Source organism: Microbacterium sp., assembly GCF_031178525.1.
In the GTDB taxonomy this organism is placed as follows: Bacteria; Actinomycetota; Actinomycetes; order Actinomycetales; family Microbacteriaceae; genus Microbacterium.
On sequence record NZ_JAPSJA010000217.1, the window covers coordinates 1 to 3,956 of the forward strand.

Consider the following 3,956-nt stretch of genomic DNA (forward strand, 5'->3'; position numbering starts at 1 on the left):
CCGGCCGGATGGGATGATGGGGCCGTGACTGTCGAGATCCCGGGTTGGAAGCACACGTACTCCGGCAAGGTGCGCGATCTGTACGCGCCGGCCGACGGCGATCCGGGGCGCATGCTCGTGGTCGCGAGCGACCGGGTGAGCGCGTTCGACCACGTGCTCTCCCCCGGCATCCCGGGCAAGGGGACGCTGCTCACGACGCTCAGCCTGTGGTGGTTCGACCAGCTGGCCGGCGCCGACGGCGGCGACGTCATCGCGAACCACCTCACCGGCGAGACCGTTCCCGAGGAGGTGGCCGGGCGCTCGATGATCGTGCGCTCGCTCGACATGCTGCCCGTGGAGTGCGTCGTGCGCGGCTACCTGACGGGATCCGGCTGGGCCGAGTATCGGGAGCACGGCACCGTCTGCGGGATCCCGCTGCCCGACGGGCTGCAGGACGGCGACCGCCTGCCCGAGCCGATCTTCACGCCGGCGTACAAGGCGCCACTGGGCGAGCACGACGAGAACATCTCGTTCGACAAGACCGTCGAACTCGTCGGCGCCGAGCGGGCGGCCGAGCTGCGCGACACGTCGCTGGCGATCTACCGCCGCGCAGCCGCGACGGCCGAGGCGCACGGCCTCATCCTCGCCGACACGAAGTTCGAGTTCGGCACCGACGCGGACGGCATCCTGCGCCTCGCCGACGAGGTGCTCACGAGCGACTCGTCGCGCTACTGGGACGCCGAGGCCTGGCGCACCGGCACCACTCCGAAGGAGCGGATGGCGAGCTTCGACAAGCAGATCGTCCGCGACTGGCTCGCGGCGAACTGGGACAAGCAGGGCACGCCGCCCGAGCTGCCCGCCGAGGTCGTCGACCGCACGGTCGCGCGCTATCGAGAGCTGATCGGCAGACTCACGCCGTGAGCCACTTGCCCCAAATGGTCGCCTTCTCGGACGAGAAAGCGACCATCTGAGGCAAATCGACGACGGCTCAGGTGCGCTCGGGCTTCTTGCGGTCCTCGCCGACGACGAGCGACGCCTCACCCGAAGCGGTGTGCTCGGGGTGGTCCGCGCCCTTCGGCTGGATGTGCCCCGGCTCGAGCGTGCGGTTCACGTCGTCCGCGGTGAGCACATCGATCTGCTCGGTCGCGGTCGTGTACCACTCGACGAGTGAGGGGTCCTCGGTGTCGATCGCGGCGCCGGCGCCCTGATCCGGCGCGACCTCGGTCGCCCCGAACACGAAGTCGTCGCCGTGCTCCTCGATGCCCAGCCGCACTCCCTGCGCGATGGCCGCGCGCGCGAAGCGACGCCGCATGAGGTACGGATCCGTCGCGAGCTCGCGTGCCCACGCGATCATGATGCCGATGACGATCACCGCGAACGGCAGCGCCGTGACGACCATGATCGACTGCAGGCCCGAGAGCGCGCTCTCCCCACCGGCCAGCAGCAGCGCGAGCGCGGCGGCGCCGAGCAGCACGCCCCACGTGATCGTGACCCAGGTCGACGGCTCGGGCTTGCCCCGCTGGCTCATCGACCCCATCACGATCGCGGCGGAGTCGGCCGACGTCACGAAGAACAGCACGATCGAGATCATCGCCAGCACCGACAGCACCATGCCGATCGGCAGCTGATCGAGCACCGCGAACAGCACGGCCTCCGTGCCGCCGTCGGCCATCGCCTGGCCGATCGTGCCCGTGAGTTCGTCGAAGTACATGGCCGATCCGCCCATCACGCCGAACCAGATGATGCACACGACGGCGGGGACCACGATCACGACCGTGATGAACTCGCGCAGCGTGCGGCCGCGCGAGATCTTCGCGACGAACATGCCGACGAACGGCGTCCACGAGATCCACCACGCCCAGTAGTAGTTCGTCCAGCCGTTGACGAAGGACGCGGCGTCCTCGCCCTGCGCGGGATTGCGCATGAGCATCGTCCACAGCTCCGCGAAGAACGCTGACACCGACGCGGGCACCATGTTCAGCAGCAGCAGCGCCGGGCCGAGCGTGAACAGCAGCACGCCGATCACCACCGCGATCACCATGTTGATGTTCGACAGGATGCGGATGCCCCGCTTGATACCCGACACGGCAGAGATCACGAAGGCCGCGGTCAGGACCGTCACGATCGCGATGATCGCGCCGTTGCCCAGCGGACCGATGCCCGTGACGAACTCGGCGCCGCGCGCGATCTGCAGCGCTCCCATGCCGAGCGTGACGGCCGTGCCGAACAGCGTCACGATGATCGCGAACACGTCGATGATCGCGCCGGCCCAGCCTTCCGTGCGCTCCTTGAAGATGGGCGTGAAGATCGCCGAGATCAGAGGCGCGCGACCGCGGCGATACGCGGCGTAGGCGATCGCGCCGCCCACCAGGGCGTAGAAAGCCCAGGCCATCGGACCCCAGTGCAGGAACGACTGCGCGAGCGCGAGGTGCATGGCGTCGCGCGACCCGGCCTCGGCTTCGAAGCCGGGCGGCACGGCGAGGAAGTAGGTCAGCGGCTCGGCCGGCCCCCAGAACAGCAGGCCGATGCCCATGCCGGCCGAGAACAGCATCGCGATCCACGAGACCGTGGAGAACTCGGGCGCCTCGTCATCGGCTCCCAGCCGGATGCCGCCGCTCCGTCCGTACCCGACGACCATCATGAAGACGACGGTCGCGATCGCGAGGAGCGAGAACAGCCATCCGAAGTTCTCCATGACCCACGCGAGCGAGGACGATCCGGCATCGCTGATGCTCTGCGGGGCTGCGAATCCCCAGATCACCACGCCGAGCACGAGGGCGCCCGCGATGCCGAACACGGGCCAGTTCGTGGAGAAGGTCCGGTTGGTGTCCTCGACGCCGATTCCGGGAATCAGGGCGGGGTGTGTCACCTCCCTCACCAGGTCGGTGACAGGCTTCCGCTCGGGCGGAGATCCGGCGCCAGGGCGCGGCTGATCGGCCATTTTCATCTCGCTTATCGATCGAAACGTGCGTTACGTATGGGGTCGGGTTCCTCCCACGCTACGGAAATCCGGTCGCGATCTCATATCGAGGGCGGGATCGTGGCAGCCCCGTTATCCCGCTCGGCGCCGGATCAGCCCCTCACGCACGCGAAGGACGATGCCTCGTTCACCGATCCGCTGCCCGTGAACTGAGGCCACGCCGGGTACTCGCACATCGGGCGTGTGCGGTCGGCCCCGACGTTCCCGTCGCGCGCCACGAGCTGCTCGGGCGCGTCCCGCTTCTCGACCCAGTCGACGATCGCGGACAGGCCGTCGTACTGGGCGGCGAAGACGCCCTGACCGTGTCCCCATCCGGGAATCATGTAGAACTTCAGGAAGCGGTCGAGGCGCTTGCCGTACCGGTCCTGAAGCCGCTCGTAGTACTGAACGGTGTTGTGCGGCGTGATGAAGTCGTCGATCGTGCCGTGCGTCAGGATCACCTTGCCACCGTAGGCCGCGAAGCGCTGCAGCGAGACATCCGTGACGTCCATGATCTCGCCCAGCTCCTGGATCCGCTCGACGTGGTCCGCCGGGTCGAACGTGTACGTGTCGTGCGCCGGATGCCCGCCCGCGACGCCGTAGCGGGAGGTCGCGTCGAGCACCGAGAACTGCAGCCCCTGCGCGTACGGGCCGCTGCCGAATCCCGCGAAGCCCTGATACAGGGCGCCCTGCAGCAGCGCGCTCTTGGCGAAGATGCTGTTCCCCTCGATGTCGATCCCGAGGTCGTAGTCGGTGCTCATCTTCTCGACCGCTGCGAGCTGGCTGTCGGACAGGCAGTCATCGCCCGTGTCGGCGCCGCCGGGGCAGCGCACCGTCTCGGCGTGGAACACCGCGTCGCAGCCCGCCACGTCGCTCACGATGCCGTCCGCGGCGCCGTCGAGCGGATCGCACGTCGCGTACACGGCGTCGGTGAGCGTGCGGACCTCGTCCGGATTCATCCATCCGGCTCCGCCGTCGATCAGGAGCGCGTCGCGGAAGTTCACGGCGCCGATGTGCA

The 3,956-nt window shown here is 68.6% G+C and carries 3 protein-coding genes; 1 reads left to right on the top strand and 2 read right to left on the bottom strand.

Annotation, left to right across the window (positions count from 1 at the left end):
• Window positions 1-24 precede the first annotated feature (24 nt).
• Window positions 25-900: a phosphoribosylaminoimidazolesuccinocarboxamide synthase gene (locus tag RIF89_RS11825; RefSeq protein ID WP_309069307.1), complete on the top strand. Its 876-nt coding sequence runs from the start codon at window positions 25-27 to the stop codon at window positions 898-900.
• A gap of 67 nt (window positions 901-967) precedes the next feature.
• Here the strand turns inward: RIF89_RS11825 and RIF89_RS11830 are convergent, their stop codons facing one another.
• Window positions 968-2,848, bottom strand: coding sequence for a BCCT family transporter (locus RIF89_RS11830; RefSeq protein WP_309069308.1), 1,881 nt, complete (start codon window positions 2,846-2,848; stop codon window positions 968-970).
• 203 nt (window positions 2,849-3,051) lie between these two features.
• The coding region (locus tag RIF89_RS11835) for a tannase/feruloyl esterase family alpha/beta hydrolase (RefSeq protein WP_309069309.1) at window positions 3,052-3,956 on the bottom strand (905 nt) is incomplete at its 5' end.